Origin of the sequence: Dyella japonica A8, assembly GCF_000725385.1 — a bacterium.
GTDB lineage: Bacteria > Pseudomonadota > Gammaproteobacteria > Xanthomonadales > Rhodanobacteraceae > Dyella > Dyella japonica_C.
In genome coordinates this window covers 2,876,121-2,891,747 of record NZ_CP008884.1, presented here as the reverse complement: position 1 = coordinate 2,891,747, position 15,627 = coordinate 2,876,121, and the positions used below count along the sequence as shown (strand labels likewise).

The window sequence follows — 15,627 nt, the reverse complement described above, 5'->3', positions numbered from 1 at the left end:
TCTCCATGGGCCGCCAGGCAGCGGCCGTTGCATGCATCAGGGCAGAGCGACCGGGTACGAGCCAAGCACGCGCACCTGCGCGGCGGCTTCGCCCATCTCCTTCATTGCGGCCTGCATCCGCTCGTCGTTGATGTGGCCGGACACATCGATGAAGAAGGCGTACTGCCACTTGCCCGAATGCGCCGGGCGTGACTCGATGCGGTTGAGGCTGATGCCATGCTCGGCGAACGGCTTGAGCACGTGGTACAGCGCGCCCGGCTTGTCGTTTACCGTGATCAGCAGCGAAGTACGGTCATTGCCCGAGGGCGGGAACAGCGAGCGGCCGATCACGAGGAAGCGCGTGGTGTTGTCCGCGCGGTCCTCGATGCCGGTGGCCACCGTCTTCAATCCGTACACACGGCCAGCAGTTTCACCCGCGATGGCCGCGGCATCGTCCGCATGGCGGGCGAGGCGCGCCGCCTCGGCATTGCTGCTCACCGCGACGCATTCCACGCCGGGCAGGTTGATGCGCAACCACGTCTTGCATTGCTGCAACGACTGGGCGTGCGCATAGACGCGCTTGACCCCGTCGAGCTTGCCGCCCAGTGAGTGCAGGCACTGGTGCACGCGCAGCTCGACTTCGCCGCAGATGGTGGCTTCCGAAGTGAGAAACATGTCCAGCGTTACCTGGATCATGCCCTGGCCGGAGTTCTCCACCGGCACCACGCCAAAATCGGCATGGCCGGCGGCCACTTCCTGGAACACCTCCTCGATGCTGCCCAGTGGCAGGCCATAGGCGGCATGGCCAAAGTGCTTGCGCACCGCCTGTTCGCTGAAGGTGCCCTCGGGACCGAGGAAGCCGACTTTGAGGGGATCTTCCTGCGCCAGGCACGAGGACATGATCTCGCGGAACAAGCGCACCATCTCCACGTCGGAGAGCGGGCCGTTGTTGCGGTCGACCACCATGCGCAGCACGTGCGCCTCGCGTTCCGGCCGGTAATAGTCGATCGCCGAAAGCCCCTCGCCCTTGACGCGAGCCACTTCCTGCGCCCAGCCGGCGCGCTCGGAAATCAGCTGCTGGATCTGTTGGTCGATACTGTCGATGCGTTCGCGTACATCGGAAAGCGAGGACTTTTTGTCAGTCATGTCGAGCGGCTTGGAGGGAAAGAAGTCCAAATGGGGAACCGGGGACTATCCCCGATGCCCCATCACCGTGCAACGGTTTCATCCGTGACGTTTGGCAAAATCCTGCATGAAGGCCACCAGCGCCTGCACCGCCTCGAGCGGCACGGCGTTGTAGATCGAGGCGCGCATGCCGCCCAGCGCCTTGTGCCCCTTCAGCGCGAGCAGGCCGGCGGCCTCGGATTCCTTGAGGAAATCCGCATCCAGCGCGCTGTCATGCAACGTGAAGGGCACATTCATGCGCGAACGCGAGGCGAGTTCAATCGGGTTGCGGTAGAAGCCGCCGGAGCCGTCGATCGCGCCGTACAGTAACGTCGCCTTCGCTGCATTGCGCTCGCGCATCGCCGCCAGCCCGCCCTGTTCCTTGAGCCACTCGAACGTCAGCCCCGCCAGGTACCAGCCCCAGGTGTTGGGCGTGTTGAGCATCGAGTCGTTCGCGGCGTGGTCCGCATAACGGAAAATGCGCGCCATCGGACGCGAGGCGCGTTCCAGCAGGTCGCGGCGGATGATCAGGATCACCAGGCCCGAGGGGCCGATGTTCTTCTGCGCGCCCGCATAGATCAGGCCGAATTTCGACACGTCGATCGGGCCGGAGAGAATGTCCGACGACATGTCCGCCACCAGCGGCACGTCGCCGACGTCGGGGATGTCATGAAACTCCACGCCATGGATGGTTTCGTTCGGCGTGTAGTGCACGTACGCGGCGCGCTCATCGAGCTGCCACGTCTCGCGCGGCGGCACGCGCCGATAGCTCTCGCCCTTGCTGCTCGCCGCGAGGTTCACCTTGACGTAGGGCGCTGCCTCGCTCGCTGCCTTCTCGCCCCAGTGGCCGGTGACGACGTAGTCGGCGCTGGCGCCCTCGGCCGCGAGGTTCATGGGAATCTGGGCGAAATGCTGCGTGGCGCCGCCCTGCAGGAACAGCACGGCGTAGTGCTCGGGAATCGCGAGCAGCTCGCGCAGATCCGCCTCGGCCTGCCGGGCGAGCCCGGTAAAGAGCTTGCCGCGATGGGACAGCTCCATCACGGAGGCCCCGCAACCCTGCCAGTCCAGCAGTTCGCGCTGCGCGCGTTCGAGTACGGGTTGCGGCAGCGCGGCCGGGCCGGCGCTGAAATTCCACAGTCTGCTCACTGACGACGCCCTAGGAAAGATAGTCGTCGCATTATGCCGCGACGCAACAACGCGGCGTCAACAGCAGGCCGGCATTGGCGCGGCGCGCGAAAAGCCCCTTAGAAGCGCACCAGCAGGGCCACGGCGATACCCAGCGCCAGCACAGCGGCAGTGGCGATCAGCCACCACACCTCTCCACGGGGGCCGGCGTCCTCTTCGGGCAGGTGCGGATGCTCCGGCTCGGGATGCACGATCTCCGGCTCGGGCTCCAGCCCCGGCGCATCGACCACGAAGCGGTGCATGCCCAGGCCGATCTGGTCACCCGGCCGCAGGGCCGCCTGTGTCACGGGCACGCCATTCACGCGCAACGGATAGCGCCCGGACTGCTGGCCCGCCTCCAGCATCAGCTGGCCGTCGCGCCAGAACACGGCCAATGACGCTGTTTCGCCCTGGGGAAGTTCCAGCGGAATACGCCCGTGCGGCCCCAGCTCCAGCTTGTTCTGCAACGACAGTACGCGACCGGAAAGCGGCCCCGCCACGGCGCGCAGGGCCACCGTGCAACGCCCTTCGGCAGGCACGGTGACAGGCAGGTTGTGGGCGGGTTCTTCGTCAGTGCGCAGCAGCATGCGGCAGTCGCCCACGCTGAGGATGTCGCCAGCGCGCAGCAGCGCCTTCTCCCGCACCGGGCGTGCATTCACGTAGATGCGGTTGCCCTGCGGCAGTACCTGCAGCACCCAGCCGCGACGATCGAGCTGAATGCGCAGGTGGTACGCACCCGCCTGGTGCGCCGCCAGGATCAGGTCGTTGTCCGGCGCACTGCCGATGCGCAAGGCAGGGCTGTCCCAGTGGAAATCCTCGCGGGGCGAATTGGGAAACTCGATGCGCATCAGTGAACCAGTCGATGGACGGCCGGGACTCTAGCAGATGCCCATGTGTTTCAGCGCCTGTTTTCCGGTGAATCACGCGATATACAACAGTCAGCCTATCCGTGCCGGTCTGGCATACCATGCGTCTTTTGCCCCGCACAGGAATTCGTCCATGCCCAAGATCGACATCCGCCGCCCGCACCAGCTCTCCGTGGCCGAGGCCCGCGCGGTGGTCGACAAGGTTGCCGCGCGCATGCAGGAGAAGTTCGGCATGGAAGGCCAGTGGCAAGGCGACACGCTGCGCTTCGCGCGACCGGGCGTAAACGGCAGCATCGCCGTGGCCAGTGATGCCATCCACGTGACCGCCGAACTGGGCATGATGCTGGCGCCGCTGAAGGGCATGGTCGAACAGGAGATACGCCGCAAGCTCGATGAGCATTTTGGCGGATGATCCGATGACCCGGGCGGCGCCCCGTCCCCATCCGTGCAGCGGCAAGATGTTCATGGCCGCGATCGGTCCGAAGGGCGCGGGCCTGCTTTGATATCAAGGTGTTGGGGCCGCCATGCCGGCCCGGCACCATGGCGAGAGCCGCCCTCAATACGCCGTCGGCTCGCCTTCGCCGGAGCACCCCGGCTTGCGGACGAACCAGGCCCGCCGCGCCCGACCTGAATCGAAAAGAGCATCTGGCGAACTTCCGTGGCATAATCGACGGCTTACGCAGCCATGACGGCTGCCCCTGCCCTCACCGGAACGCATGGCCAAAGACGACGTCATCGAAATGGAAGGCACGGTCCAGGAGACCCTGCCCAACACCATGTTCCGCGTACAGCTGGAAAACGGCCACGTCATCACGGCCCACATTTCCGGCCGCATGCGCAAGCATTACATCCGCATCCTCACCGGCGACAAGGTGAAGGTGGAGATGACCCCCTACGACCTGACCAAGGGTCGCATTACCTACCGCATGAAGTAATTCCATGTCTGCTGCACGACCGCACCGCGGGTGCGTCGGGCCAGCCTGGCACTGAAGGCTCCATCCGGTTCGCCCTGATCAAGTGCAGACCCCAAGAAGGCCGTGCTCTGTGCGGCCTTTTTTTGTGGCCATGTGCCCTTCGAGGCGCCCGACCAGCCGCGCCAGGCTGCGGGTTTCGCCGTTTCCGGGTGCAACCTCACGCCGACGAGCCGTTGATGCTCGCTTCATGCAACAAGGGCGCCTTGCGGCGCCCTTGTCGTGTCATTTCAGCGATGGGTCCTGCCGGGCTCAGTTCACCGTGGCCGGCAAGGCCTCCGCCGCCTCGGTGGTGACCACCAGCTCGCCCTCGTTCACGCTCAGGCGCACCTTGCCACCATCGGCGAGCTTGCCGAACAGCAGCTCGTCGGCGAGCGGACGCTTGACCTTCTCCTGGATGACGCGGGCCATCGGGCGCGCGCCCATCTGCGGGTCGAAGCCGTGCTCGGCCAGCCAGCGGCGGGCATCCGCATCGACATCCAGGCTCACGTGCTTCTCGGTGAGCTGGGCTTCCAGTTCGATCAGGAACTTGTCGACCACGCGCAGGATGTGGTCGAAGTCCAGCGCGTTGAACTGAATGATGGCATCCAGGCGGTTGCGGAACTCCGGCGTGAACATGCGGCGGATCACCTCCATCGCGTCCATCGTATGGTTCTGCTTCACGAAGCCGATGCCGCGACGCGAGGCCTGCTGCGCACCCGCATTGGTGGTCATCACCACGATCACGTTCTTGAAGTTGGCTTCGCGGCCGTTGGTGTCGGTGAGCACGCCGCGATCCATCACCTGCAGCAGGATGTTGTAGACATCCGGGTGCGCCTTCTCGATTTCATCGAGCAGCAACACGGCATGTGGGTGCTTGGTGACCGCCTCGGTCAACAGACCACCCTGGTCGAAGCCCACATAGCCCGGGGGCGCACCGACCAGGCGCGACACCGAATGCGCTTCCATGTACTCGGACATATCGAAGCGGATCATCTCGATGCCGAGCTGCATGGCGAGCTGCTTGGTCACTTCCGTCTTGCCCACGCCGGTGGGGCCGGCGAGCAGGAAGCAGCCGATCGGCTTGGACGGGTCGGCCAGACCCGAGCGCGCCATCTTGATCGACGCGGCCAAAGCCTCGATAGCCTGGTCCTGGCCGAACACCACCATTTTGAGGTTGCGCTCGAGGTTCTTCAGCACGTCGCGATCCGACGCCGACACCTGCTTGGCCGGGATGCGCGCCATCTTGGCGACGATGTATTCGACCTCCGGCACGTCGATCTTACCGGTGCGCTGGTCGACCGGCAGCAGGCGCTGGCGGGCACCGGCCTCGTCGATCACGTCGATGGCCTTGTCGGGCAGCAGGCGGTCGGGAATGTGCTTCACCGACAGGTCCACCGCAGCCTTCAGGGCTTCGCTGGTGTAGGTGACGTTGTGGTGCTCTTCGAAGCGCGAACGCAGGCCCTTGAGGATCTCGAAGCTGTCGGCCACGGTGGGCTCGACCACGTCGATCTTCTGGAAGCGACGGGCCAGCGCCCGGTCCTTCTCGAAGATGCCGCGGAATTCCTGGAAGGTGGTGGAACCGATGCAGCGCAGCTCGCCCGACGCCAGCATCGGCTTGATCAGGTTGCTCGCATCCATGGTGCCGCCGGAGGCGGAACCCGCGCCAATGATGGTGTGGATCTCGTCGATGAACAGGATCGCACCCGGCTGCTTCTTGAGCTGGCCGATGACCGCCTTCAGACGCTTCTCGAAATCGCCGCGATACTTGGTGCCCGCGACCAGCGCGCCAAGATCCAGCGACCAGATGGTGGCGTTCTCCAGCACCTCCGGCACGTCGCCATCGACGATGCGCTTGGCCAGACCTTCGGCCAGTGCCGTCTTGCCCACGCCGGCCTCGCCCACGTAGAGCGGGTTGTTCTTGCGGCGGCGGCACAGCACCTGGATGGTGCGCTCGATCTCGTCCTGGCGGCCGATCAGCGGATCGATCTTGCCTTCCAGCGCCAGCTCGTTGAGGTTGCTCGCGTACTCGCTGAGCGGGTTGCCCTTGGGATCGCCGTCCTCCGGCTCACGCTCGGAACCGGGCATGCTCTGCGAGGGCTCGTCGCCGATCTTGGCGATGCCGTGCGAAATGTAGTTGACCACGTCCAGGCGGGTGATCTCCTGCTGATGCAGGAAATACACGGCGTGCGAATCCTTCTCGCCAAAGATGGCCACCAGCACGTTGGCGCCGGTGACTTCCTTACGGCCCGACGACTGCACGTGGTACACCGCGCGCTGCAACACGCGCTGGAAGCCCAGCGTCGGCTGGGTATCGCGCTCGTCCCCGTGCGGCAGTACCGGTACGGTTTCGGCAATGATCTTTTCCAGCTCGCGCGTGAGGCGCGGCAGGTCGACGCCGCAGGCGCGCAGCGCGCCCAGGGCCGACTGGTTTTCGGTAAGTGCGAGCAGCAGGTGTTCCACCGTCATGAACTCATGACGCTGCTCGCGGGCCTGCTTGTAGCACTGGCCGATGGTGACTTCGAGATCCTTGCTGAACATCCGGACCTACTCCGCTTTGTGGCAGGGCGGCATTGCCGCGATGGTTACGAGATGGGGGGTACTCGTAGCCTCTTCAATATCCATGCCATGAGTGGCGGGAATCAAAGCTTTCAACCCGCTCTCAGAGCTTTTCCATAGTGCACAACAACGGGTGTTGATGAGCACGTGAATATTCGTTCACCTGGGTCACCTTGGTTTCAGCGACTTCCCGGGTGAACACCCCGCAGACTCCCTTCCCGCGCGTATGGACGTGCAGCATCACCTGCACCGCCCGCTCCTGGTCAAGGTTGAAGAAACTCCTCAACACCTCCACCACGAAATCCATCGGCGTGAAATCGTCATTCAACAGCACCACTTGGAAGAGCGGCGGGCGGGCCACCTCCGGACGGGAGGTTTCCAACGCCAGGCCGTGACCGCTGCCTTGTTCGTGTTCGGGTTCGTGAGCCATGGTTCTACGTGAGATTTCCTTGGGGAAAGTATACCGCCCGGCACCCGGGGTGCCCCGTCAAAGGCAGATCGCTTTCAGGTAGTGGCACAATGGGCGCTTTTCTAGCCCCGCCGCCGTCGCCATATGTCCCCCATGGCCGATCCCACACCCATTCCCCTGCAAGTCTGGTGCCCGCACGTCACGGTGGCCTGCGTGGTCGCCGACGGTGACCGCTTCCTCATGGTCGAAGAGGAGGTGAACGGCCGCCTGGCCTATAACCAGCCGGCGGGCCACCTGGACGACAGGGAGAGCCTCGCCACCGCCGCCGTGCGCGAAACACTGGAAGAAACCGGCTGGACGGTGTCCCTGGAGCACCTCATCGGCATCCACCAGTGGCGCAGCACCGAGCACGGCGACGGCGTGGTGCGTTTCAGCTTCGCGGCCCGGGCGGTCAGCCATGACGCCACGCGTCGGCTTGATGACGGCATCCGCCGGGCCCTTTGGCTCACCCGCGACGAAATCGCGGCACTAGGTGACAAATTGCGCAGCCCCCTGGTGCTCCTGAGCATCGATGCGTGGCTGGCCGGCCAGCGCCACTCGCTGGACCTGCTCCACAGCCTGCTCGTGGAGGACAGCTACCCGTGAAAGTGATGCTGGGCATCTCCGGTGGCGTGGACTCGTCCGTGGCCGCCCTGCTGCTGCAACAGGCCGGATACGAAGTGGAAGGCCTGTTCATGCAGAACTGGGAAGAGGACGACCGCGACGGCCCCTGCACGGCCGACGTGGACCGCAAGGATGCCGTGGCCGTCTGCGGGCGGCTGGGCATTCCGTTCCACGCCCGCAATTTCGCCGCCGAGTACTGGGACGGCGTGTTCGAGCACTTCCTCGCCGAATACCGCGCGGGGCGCACGCCGAACCCGGACGTGCTGTGCAACCGCGAGATCAAGTTCAAGACCTTCCTGGACGAAGCGCAGGCGCTGGGCGCCGACAAGATCGCCACCGGCCACTATGCCCGCGTGGATTTCCACCAGGGCAGGTACCGCCTGTTGCGGGCGGTGGACGCATCCAAGGACCAGACCTATTTCCTGCACGCGCTGGGGCAGCAGCAGTTGGCCGCCACGCTGTTCCCGGTCGGCGAGATCGAGAAGTCGCTGGTGCGCCGGATGGCCCAGGACGCGGCCCTGCCCACGCACGCCAAGAAGGACTCCACCGGCATCTGCTTCATCGGCGAGCGCGATTTCCGCAGCTTTCTGGCCCAGTACATCCCGGCCCAGCCGGGCCCCATGCGCACGCCCGAGGGAATGACTGTGGGCGAACACCAGGGCGTGATGTATTACACCCTCGGACAGCGCAACGGCCTGGGCATCGGCGGACGCCATGGCGCCAGCGGCGAGGCGTGGTACGTGGTTGGCAAGGATGTTCCCGGCAACGTGCTCTATGTGGCCCAGGGCGGCGAGAACCACTGGCTGTACTCGCGCCGCCTGCACGCCGAACCGCCCAGCTGGGTGGCTGGCGAGCCGCCGGCCCGGCGTTTCCGCTGCACCGCCAAGACCCGCTACCGTCAGGCCGACCAGGCCTGCGAGGTGTTGGTGTTGGATGACGGCCTCGAGGTCGTGTTCGACGAACCCCAGCGGGCGGTCACCCCTGGCCAGTCGGTAGTTTTCTATGATGGCGAAGCCTGTCTGGGCGGCGCCGTGATCGACCGCACCGACGCCCCCTTCGGCGGCTGGAATGATGCCGCTGCCCTCCCCGCCCCAAGCGAGTCCTTATCCGGTGTTTGAAGCTTTCGCGATGAACGAAGAGCGCGTGCTGGCCCTGGCGGGTCTGTTCCAGGCCACCACGCTCGCCCAGCAACTGGCCAATGACGGCCGCTGCGACGACATCGCCATGGCCGCGAGCATGGCCAGCGTATTCCGCATCGACGCGCCGTCGGTGGTGGGGGTCTATGGCGACGTCTCGGCGGTACGGCTGGGCCTGCGCCAACTGATCACCCTGCTGGACGAGAGCAACCGCGACGTGGCGGTGACTCGCATGGCTTTCACCGTGATGCGGCTGGAGCGCAGCCTCTCCCGCCGCGGCGACCTGCTGGATCGCCTGCAGCAAGGCGTCGTCGCCGCACAACGCCAGGTGGAGCACTTCGGCGCGGATTCACCGCAGGTGGTCAAGCGCCTCGCCGAGCTTTACGCCACCACACTTTCCACGCTGAAACCGCGCGTGATGGTCACGGGCAGCCCCCAGCAGCTCCAGCAACCGGCCGTGGTGGAGAAGGTACGCACCAACCTGCTCGCCGCCGTGCGCTCGGCCGTGCTGTGGCGCCAGCTGGGCGGGCGCCAGTGGCAACTGCTGCTCTATCGCCGGCAGTGCAGCATGCTGGCGCGCGGGTTGCTGACGGGTTCGACGATCAACAACACCTGATTTCCGCCAGACGACACCAGCGTCGACTCAGTCCGCCAGTTCGCCTGCGCCTTTTCGTTTCGCCAGCAGCCACAGCGACGCCACCACGCTGACCACGGCCGTGATGGCGACGTAATGCGCGGGAGCCATGCGACCGGCGCGCTCGGCAAGATAACCAATCAACGTGGCCGTGCTGGCGCCGAACACCGCATAGGCCACGTTGTAGGCGAAGGAAATGCCCGAATAACGGATAGGCGCCGGAAACGCCGCCACCATGATCGTCGGCACCACCGCCACCGTGCCCACCAGGAAGCCCGTGAGCGCATACAGCGGCAGGAAATGCGCACCACCGGCGGCCAGGTCGCCAAACAGCGCGTAGGTCACCATCACCAGGGCAACGGAACCCAGCAGCAACGCCCAGGCCGCGCCGATGCGGTCCACCAGCCAGCCGAAGGCGATACATCCCACGCCCAGGCCGAAAGCCGCGATGCTGTTGCCCAGGAAAGCCGTGTCAGGGGCGATGCCGAACGATTTCTGCACCAGATTCGGCAGCATCAGGATCAGCACGAGGATGGCTGCGGTAAGCATCCACGTCACCGCCATCGACAACGCGACGCCACCGCCATGGCCCGCCAGCACGTTGCGCAACGGCAATTCACGGCTGAGTGCCTTGCGCTCGCGCAGTTGCGCAAAGACTGGCGTTTCGCTCAGCCAGCGGCGCAACCACACGGCGATGAAGCCGAACACGCCCCCCAGCAGGAACGGCACGCGCCAACCCCAGGCCAGCACCTGGGCCGGCGCCAGATGGTGATTGATCCACGCCGCCGTGAGCGAACCGATCAGGATGCCGGCCGTGAGACCCGAGGTCAGGCAGGCACAGGCAAAACCGACCCGACCGCGGGGCGCGTGCTCAGCCACGAAGACCCAGGCGCCCGGCACTTCGCCGCCAATGGCCACGCCCTGCACCACGCGCAGGATCAACAGCAACCATGGCGCCAGCAGCCCGACGTTGTCATAGACCGGCAACAGGCCGATGGCCAGGGTGGGCAGGGCCATCAGGAACACGCTGAGGGTAAACATGCGTTTGCGACCCTGCCGGTCGCCGAAATGCGCCATCACGATGCCGCCCAGCGGACGGGCCAGGTAACCGGCCGCGAAGATGCCGTAGACCTGCAGTTGCGCCAGCCACGGGGCCGTGTCCTGCGGAAAGAACAGGTGGCTCAGCGGCAACGCGAAAAATATGAAAACCACGAAATCGTAGAACTCCAGCGCGCCACCCAGCGAGGCCAGCAACAGCGTCTGGATGTCACGGGCGCCCAGGCGGCGCTCCGGGGAAGCGAGAGCGGGCGTGGTCGGAATGGCTTGCGTCATCAGTAATCCTACGGTTGCGGACAAGAGCGCCGGAGCAGCATATAGCCAGACAATTCCTATTCAATGCTTCATTCCTTGTCGTTAGCATGCCCCGCCCGCACGATTCGGCAGAACGTTTTGCTAGCCTATGGGCACCTGGGCCAAGCATTAAGCGCCTGTTTCAATTCGGGATCGTTGTGGAAATCACGCAGGGACGCCGCCCAGGCCAACCCCTGAAAAATTCTGGCAAGGAGAGTCCGTATGAGCATGGGCAAGCGTTTGGGAGCAGAGTTCTTCGGTACGTTCTGGTTGGTGTTCGGCGGTTGCGGCAGCGCCGTTTTTGCCGCAACGTTTCCTGAGCTGGGCATCGGCTTTGCCGGTGTTGCCCTGGCCTTCGGCCTCACCGTGGTGACCATGGCCTACGCCGTGGGTCATATTTCCGGTGCCCACTTCAATCCGGCCGTGACCGCCGGCATGTGGGCCAGCGGGCGGTTTCCCGCCAAGGATGTGGTGCCCTACTGGATCGCCCAGGTGATCGGCGGCGTCGCTGCGGGCGCCGTGATCTACATGATCGCCAGCGGCCGGCCCGAGTTCGATCCCGTCGCTGGCGGCTTTGCGTCCAACGGCTATGGCGAGCATTCACCGGGCCACTACTCGCTGATGGCCTGCATGATGGCCGAGTTCGTGTTGACGGCGTTCTTTCTCATCGTCATCAACGGCACCACGCACAAGCTCGCGCCGACCGGCTTTGCACCGCTGGCCATCGGCCTCACCCTTACGCTCATCCACCTGGTCGGTATTCCGATCACCAATACCTCGGTGAATCCGGCACGAAGCACGGCCGTGGCCGTATTCCAGGGCAGCTGGGCCATGGGCCAGCTGTGGATGTTCTGGGTCGTTCCGCTGATCGGTGGCGTCGTCGGTGGCCTCATCTATCGCCACCTGCTGGACTCGCGCGAAAGCTGAGCGTATCGCTCATCGCCAAGGCAAAAACCGGCGGCTCGCAAGGGCCGCCGGTTTTTTTATGGGCGTTGGCGAAGAATCAGGCCTCGTACAACTCGATCGGCAGGCCGTCCGGATCGGCGAAGAAGGTGAAGCGCCGATCGGTGAATTCGTCCACGCGGACAGGTTCGCAGGTTACGCCACGCTCGAGCAGCGTAGCGATGACCGCATCGACATCGGGCACCGAAAACGCCAGATGACGAAGACCCTGCGCCTCGGGCCGCGAGGGTCGCGGCGGCGGCGAGGGGAACGAAAAGAGCTCGAGGCTGACGCCGGGGGAGACTTCCAGGTCAAGCTTCCACGAATCGCGCTCCGCCCGATAGACCTCGCGGATGATGCGAAAGCCCAGCGTCTCGCTGTAAAAGGCCTTCGAGCGCGCGTAATCCGAACAGATCAGCGCCACGTGATGGATCGCCGGCAACAAGGTCGAAGCCATCCGCTCAGGCCTCCGCAAAGGGGAACGTGAGGACGTCGGCAATGGCATCCGTGCCGACCAGGCACATCAGCAGCCGTTCGATGCCCAGCGCCACGCCGGCACAATCGGGCATGGCATCCAGCGTTTCCAGCAGGCGCTCGTCCATCGGGATGGCCGGCTGCCCGCGCGAGCGCCGCACCTCATTGTCGCGCTCGAAGCGTCGGCGCTGCTCGGTCGCGTCGTTGAGCTCGTGGTAGCCGTTCGCCAGCTCGTAGCGACCCAGGTACAGCTCAAAGCGCTCCGCCAGCGGTGGATCGCCCGGCCGCACCTTGGCCAGCGCGCACTGTGATGCAGGGTAATCGTGGATCACGGTGATACGGTTGGCGGGAAACGAAGGCTGCAGGCGATGCGTGATCAGCAGGTCGAGCCAGTCGTCACGCGTGAGGCCGTTGGGGTTGATGTTGAATTCCTCAAGCGGAACCTGCAGCTGCTCGATCGGCGCATGGGCGGGGTCGATGCCCAGTTCGTCGATGAAGAGCTGGCGATAACCTTCAATCCACACCTCTGCCCTCGCCCCCTTCATCGCCAGCGCGGCTTCCACCAGGGCGATGGTTTCCTCCATCAGCTGACGGTGATCCCAGCCGACGCGGTACCACTCCAGCATGGTGAACTCGGGGTTGTGACGACCACCGGCCTCACCATTGCGAAACACGCGGCCAAGCTCGTAGCAGTCGCCGACACCGGCAGCCAGCAGGCGCTTCAACGGGTATTCCGGCGAGGTGCGCAACCAGCGTTGTCGCGCACCGGCATCCACATGCCCGCTGAAGCTGGCGCTGAAACTCTCGATGTTCGGATCGGTGTTGCCGGCCGCCGACAGGATCGGCGTTTCCACCTCGAGCACGTTGCGCTCGGCGAAGAACGCGCGGATCAGCGCGTACAAGCGCGCACGCAGGTGCAGGCGCCCGGCCATGTGCAGGTTCATGCGCCGCCCTCATGCGTGGCGAGCAGTTCGAGCAGGCGTGCTTCGTCCCACACGTCCACGCCCAGCTCCTGCGCCTTGTCGAGCTTGGAGCCAGCGGCTTCGCCGGCCACCACGAAGCTGGTCTTCTTGGAAACCGACCCAGCCACCTTGGCACCCAGAGCCTCCAGCCGCTCCTTGGCTTCGTCGCGGCTGAGCGAGGTCAGCGTGCCGGTGAGCACCACGGTCTGCCCTTCAAGCGGCGCCGCCACCGTCTGGGTCGCCTTAGGGATGGCGTCGAGCAGCTCCCACATGGCGGTGTCCGCCTCACGCAGCTGACGGAGGTTCGCCTTGTCGTGGAGAAATGCCTCCAGGTTGGTTGAAGCCGCCGATGGCAGCCCGGCCGTCACCCAATGCGAAGGGCCGGCATCGATGAGCTTGTCCAGCGAGCGGAAATGTTCGGCAAGCAACTTCGTGCTCTTCGGACCTAGCTTGCTGACGCCCGCCATATCCAGCAACACGGCCAGATCAAGGCGCTGGCGCAGCTTGGGCGAAGGATGGGTCTCGTCCGCAAATACGATGCCGGAGGCCAGCAGCGCGTCGACCACCTTCTGGTTGCCCTCCTGCGCGAAGAAGCCGGCGATGGAGCGCGCCACCTCGTCACCGATATCCGGCAGCACGCGCAGCACCGCGGCCGGCATGCGGCGAATCACAGCCAGGCTGCCCAGCCAGGCGGCAAGGGTCTTCGCCGTGCTTTCGCCGATGTGCATGATGCCAAGGCCAAACAGGAAGCGCGGCAAGGTGGTGCGTTTGCTCGCCTCGATGGCCTCGATCAGGTTTTCGGCCCATTTGGTGGCCACCTTGCCCTGCCTGACGGTTTCCGGCGTGGTGCCATCGCGCTCGTCGGCGCGGCGCTTCATCTCCAGGAAATCATCAAGCGTGAGCTTGTACAGATCCGCAGGCGTGTGCACGTAGCTGAAATCGACGAGCGCATCCACGAAGCGCTCGCCGATGCCTTCGATGTCCATGGCGCGTCGCGCAGCGAAATGGATCAGGGCTTCCTTGCGCTGCGCGGGACAGATCAGGCCGCCCGAGCAGCGCCAGGCGGCCTCGCCTTCCTCACGCAGCAGTGCCGAGCCGCATACCGGGCAATGCGTCGGCATATGCCAGGGATGCGTGTGCGCGGGGCGCAGCTCCGGCATTACGCGCACCACCTCCGGGATCACGTCGCCCGCGCGGCGCACCATCACACTGTCACCCACACGCACATCCAGGCGCGCCACCTGGTCGGCATTGTGCAAGGTGGCGTTGGTGACGGTGACGCCCGCCACCTGCACCGGCTTCAGCCGGGCCACCGGCGTCGCCGCACCGGTGCGTCCGATCTGGATCTCGATAGCCTCGACCGTGGTGGTCTGCTCCTGCGCCGGGAACTTGTGCGCAATGGCCCAGCGCGGCGCGCGCGACACGAAGCCCATGACGCGCTGGCCTTCGTAGTCGTCCAGCTTGTAGACCACGCCGTCGATGTCGTAAGGAAGCTGGTCGCGCTTGGCGCCGATGCGCCGGTAGTAGGCGATGAGTCCTTCGAACCCCTTCGCGGTATCCACTTCCGGCGATACGGGGAAGCCCCAGTCGCGCAGCTTCGCCAGCATCTTTGAATGCGAGGCAGGCAGCTCGCCGCCCTGCACATCGCCCACCGCGTAGGCAAAGAAACTCAGCTTGCGCCGGGCGGTGATGGCAGGATCGAGCTGACGCAGCGAGCCGGCCGCGCCATTGCGGGGATTGGCCAGCGGCTTCTCGCCGTGCGCACGGGCATGCTCGTTGAACGCCTCGAAATCCTTGTGCAGCATGATCACTTCGCCGCGCACTTCCAGCACGCGCGGCCAACCTTCGCCACGCAGACGCAGCGGGATCGCGCGCACGGTGCGCAGGTTGGCGGTGACGTCCTCGCCCGTTTCGCCATCGCCACGCGTCGCGCCCTGCACGAACACGCCGTTCTCGTAGCGAAGGCTGATCGCCAGGCCATCAAGCTTCGGTTCCACCGAGAACACCGGCTGGCGGCGATCCAGCGTCTGCTCAATGCGGCGCTCGAATTCGGCGACCTCGCGGAAGCGCTCCCGATCGCCGTCGCCATCCAGCTCAAACGCATTGTTGAGCGAAAGCATGGGAATGGCATGCCGTACTTCGGCAAAGCCACCCTGCGCGCGCGCGCCGACGCGCCGCGTAGGCGAGTCGGGCGTGGCCAGTTCTGGATGAGCCAGCTCAAGCGCTTCCAGCTCGCGCATCGCGCGGTCGTACTCGGCATCCGTGATCTCGGGATCGTCCAGTACGTGGTAGCGGTAATTGGCGCGCTCGATCTTCTCGCGCAAGGCGCGGGCTTGGGCTTGCCAATCGTTGGCCGGGCTATGACTCATGCGGGT

Annotated in this window: 15 protein-coding genes; 6 read left to right on the top strand and 9 right to left on the bottom strand. The window is 65.3% G+C overall.

Annotated elements, in window-relative coordinates; translation table 11 throughout:
- Positions 1 to 36 precede the first annotated feature (36 nt).
- The 3 genes from pheA to HY57_RS12105 all read right to left on the bottom strand — a co-directional run bounded on the left by pheA (position 37) and on the right by HY57_RS12105 (position 3,155).
- Entirely contained in the window at positions 37 to 1,125 is a 1,089-nt protein-coding gene (gene pheA / locus HY57_RS12115; RefSeq protein WP_026034176.1) for a prephenate dehydratase, read from the bottom strand.
- 78 nt (positions 1,126 to 1,203) lie between these two features.
- Entirely contained in the window at positions 1,204 to 2,289 is a 1,086-nt protein-coding gene (serC, locus tag HY57_RS12110) for a 3-phosphoserine/phosphohydroxythreonine transaminase (RefSeq protein ID WP_019466730.1), read from the bottom strand.
- Positions 2,290 to 2,387: 98 nt separating this feature from the next.
- Positions 2,388 to 3,155, bottom strand: a complete 768-nt coding sequence (locus HY57_RS12105; protein WP_019466731.1) for an FHA domain-containing protein — start codon at positions 3,153 to 3,155, stop codon at positions 2,388 to 2,390.
- Between the two features lie 151 nt (positions 3,156 to 3,306).
- Between HY57_RS12105 and HY57_RS12100 the strand changes: the two genes are divergently transcribed.
- Complete coding sequence (locus tag HY57_RS12100; protein ID WP_019466732.1) at positions 3,307 to 3,585, top strand: polyhydroxyalkanoic acid system family protein; 279 nt, start codon at positions 3,307 to 3,309, stop codon at positions 3,583 to 3,585.
- A 304-nt stretch (positions 3,586 to 3,889) separates the two neighbouring features.
- Positions 3,890 to 4,108: a translation initiation factor IF-1 gene (gene infA / locus HY57_RS12095; protein ID WP_019466733.1), complete on the top strand. Its 219-nt coding sequence runs from the start codon at positions 3,890 to 3,892 to the stop codon at positions 4,106 to 4,108.
- A gap of 288 nt (positions 4,109 to 4,396) precedes the next feature.
- Here the strand turns inward: infA and clpA are convergent, their stop codons facing one another.
- Together clpA and clpS are read right to left on the bottom strand one after the other, a co-directional pair.
- Positions 4,397 to 6,664 (bottom strand): ATP-dependent Clp protease ATP-binding subunit ClpA, encoded by a 2,268-nt coding sequence (gene clpA, locus HY57_RS12090; protein ID WP_019466734.1) that lies wholly within the window; start codon positions 6,662 to 6,664, stop codon positions 4,397 to 4,399.
- 121 nt (positions 6,665 to 6,785) lie between these two features.
- Positions 6,786 to 7,112, bottom strand: coding sequence for an ATP-dependent Clp protease adapter ClpS (clpS, locus tag HY57_RS12085; protein WP_019466735.1), 327 nt, complete (start codon positions 7,110 to 7,112; stop codon positions 6,786 to 6,788).
- Positions 7,113 to 7,244: 132 nt separating this feature from the next.
- Between clpS and HY57_RS12080 the strand changes: the two genes are divergently transcribed.
- From HY57_RS12080 to hflD, 3 genes are read left to right on the top strand one after another with little or no spacing between them, the layout of a single operon-like run.
- Positions 7,245 to 7,736 carry an NUDIX hydrolase gene (locus HY57_RS12080; protein WP_019466736.1) on the top strand — a complete coding sequence of 164 codons (492 nt, stop codon included), beginning with the start codon at positions 7,245 to 7,247 and terminating at the stop codon, positions 7,734 to 7,736.
- Positions 7,733 to 8,872 (top strand): tRNA 2-thiouridine(34) synthase MnmA, encoded by a 1,140-nt coding sequence (gene mnmA, locus HY57_RS12075; RefSeq protein ID WP_019466737.1) that lies wholly within the window; start codon positions 7,733 to 7,735, stop codon positions 8,870 to 8,872. Before HY57_RS12080 ends, mnmA begins: the two co-directional genes overlap by 4 nt.
- Positions 8,873 to 8,882: 10 nt before the next feature.
- Complete coding sequence (gene hflD / locus HY57_RS12070; RefSeq protein ID WP_019466738.1) at positions 8,883 to 9,506, top strand: high frequency lysogenization protein HflD; 624 nt, start codon at positions 8,883 to 8,885, stop codon at positions 9,504 to 9,506.
- Between the two features lie 27 nt (positions 9,507 to 9,533).
- Here the strand turns inward: hflD and HY57_RS12065 are convergent, their stop codons facing one another.
- On the bottom strand, positions 9,534 to 10,856 hold the full coding sequence (locus tag HY57_RS12065; RefSeq protein WP_019466739.1) for an MFS transporter: 1,323 nt from the start codon (positions 10,854 to 10,856) through the stop codon (positions 9,534 to 9,536).
- Positions 10,857 to 11,096: 240 nt separating this feature from the next.
- On the opposite strand from HY57_RS12065, the gene aqpZ reads away from it, so the two are divergent.
- A complete protein-coding gene (gene aqpZ / locus HY57_RS12060; protein ID WP_019466740.1) occupies positions 11,097 to 11,801 on the top strand; it encodes an aquaporin Z in 705 nt (234 codons plus the stop codon).
- Positions 11,802 to 11,877: 76 nt separating this feature from the next.
- On the opposite strand, the gene gloA2 is transcribed toward aqpZ, so the two are convergent.
- From gloA2 to ligA, 3 genes are read right to left on the bottom strand one after another with little or no spacing between them, the layout of a single operon-like run.
- The gene (gene gloA2 / locus HY57_RS12055; protein ID WP_019466741.1) at positions 11,878 to 12,273 is read right to left on the bottom strand and encodes an SMU1112c/YaeR family gloxylase I-like metalloprotein; all 396 of its coding nucleotides are present in this window, start codon (positions 12,271 to 12,273) and stop codon (positions 11,878 to 11,880) included.
- Between the two features lie 4 nt (positions 12,274 to 12,277).
- Positions 12,278 to 13,234, bottom strand: a complete 957-nt coding sequence (epmA, locus tag HY57_RS12050) for an EF-P lysine aminoacylase EpmA (protein WP_019466742.1) — start codon at positions 13,232 to 13,234, stop codon at positions 12,278 to 12,280.
- Positions 13,231 to 15,621 (bottom strand): NAD-dependent DNA ligase LigA, encoded by a 2,391-nt coding sequence (gene ligA, locus HY57_RS12045; protein WP_019466743.1) that lies wholly within the window; start codon positions 15,619 to 15,621, stop codon positions 13,231 to 13,233. The genes epmA and ligA overlap by 4 nt, the downstream gene beginning before the upstream one ends.
- Positions 15,622 to 15,627 lie beyond the last annotated feature (6 nt).